The sequence below is a fragment of the Mesotoga sp. HF07.pep.5.2.highcov genome, assembly GCF_003666285.1.
GTDB classification, from domain to species: domain Bacteria; phylum Thermotogota; class Thermotogae; order Petrotogales; family Kosmotogaceae; genus Mesotoga; species Mesotoga prima.
The window spans coordinates 1-1,239 of the sequence record NZ_JFHJ01000656.1; the positions used below are offsets into that span (position 1 = coordinate 1).

A 1,239-nucleotide genomic window follows, 5' to 3' on the forward strand; every position below is an offset into this window, starting at 1 on the left:
GTTGTCTGTACAGCCGGCCCCGAGGTACTTGACTTCTTTGTCATGCGGTTCATTAGAAGGAAGAAGAACTTCAAACCGGATCTCAGCGGTTCCGTCACCGGACTGCTTCTCGCTCTGAATCTCTCTGTCGCCGTGGAGTGGTGGCAAGCTCTTATCGGTGTCTTTGTGGCCATCGTAATTGCGAAGGCCGTCTTTGGTGGGCTAGGCAAGAATTTCTTTAATCCCGCCCTAGTTGGCAGAGTCTTTCTCCTGATATCCTTTCCCGTTCAGATGACTACGTGGTTGAGTCCTTTCGATATGCAGACTACAGCAACTCCAATGGCGATATTGAAGCAAGGCGGACCAAGAGTCTTTTCTCTGCAGGAGATGTTTCTAGGAACAATTCCAGGATCACTTGGTGAGGTCAGCGCTCTGCTCCTACTCCTTGGTTTTGGATGGCTGCTGTTCAGAAAGAGAGTCTCTCCTTTCATACCAGTTGCATACATTGGAACTGTCGTTATTATGGCCGCAATTTTCAATGGAGTTAATCCCGGCTTCGGTTCACCTCTTTATCACGTCTTTGGCGGCGGATTAATGCTGGGGGCTCTTTTTATGGCAACCGACATGGTGACAAGTCCCATGTCGATCAAAGGCCACGTGATCTTTGGAGTTGGTTGTGGCGCAGTGACAATGATAATCAGGTTGTTTGGCGGTTATCCCGAAGGAGTTTCTTTTGCGATCCTGGTCATGAATGCTTTTGTACCTCTAATCGATATGGGTACAAAACCCAGGATATTTGGAAAGCCAAAGAAGGTGAAGAGCAATGCGTGATTACTTGAAGACCGGGATTACTCTGATGGTTATTACGATTATCGCCGCCCTGGTTCTATCGGTAGTCTATACGATAGTTGAAGAACCTATAGCCAACGCAGAGCTTGGCGCAAAGCTGAAGGCGATTCGAGAAGTTCTTACGGATTCAGATACAGGTGAGTTGTTAATTGACGAAGAAAGCATCCCGCAAACAGCTACCGAGCTCGCTAAATTCGAGTGGCTTCCCCAAGGATTTTCCCCCTCTGAAGGGATAATCTACAGGACCGAGGACAATCAGGGAAAGGTTGAAAGCCCTGCTTACAAATTCGTTAAAGAAGATGGCACGGAGATCTTCATTGCGATTGGTATCGCGGTTGGTTACGGAGGCGACGTGAAATCAATGGCAGCCTTTGTAAAGGAGCCTGATGGGGTCAAGTTAAATGGAATCAA

Annotated in this window: 1 protein-coding gene and 1 pseudogene; both read left to right on the forward strand. The window is 47.9% G+C overall.

Translation table 11 applies throughout. From position 1 onward, the window contains the following. Positions 1-810: RnfABCDGE type electron transport complex subunit D (locus tag BG32_RS13930; RefSeq protein WP_121527001.1), on the forward strand; the 810-nt coding region annotated here is incomplete at its 5' end. Continuing rightward, positions 803-1,239, forward strand: a pseudogene (locus tag BG32_RS13935) (electron transporter RnfG); the annotation flags it as partial. The gene BG32_RS13930 and the pseudogene BG32_RS13935, both read left to right, overlap by 8 nt.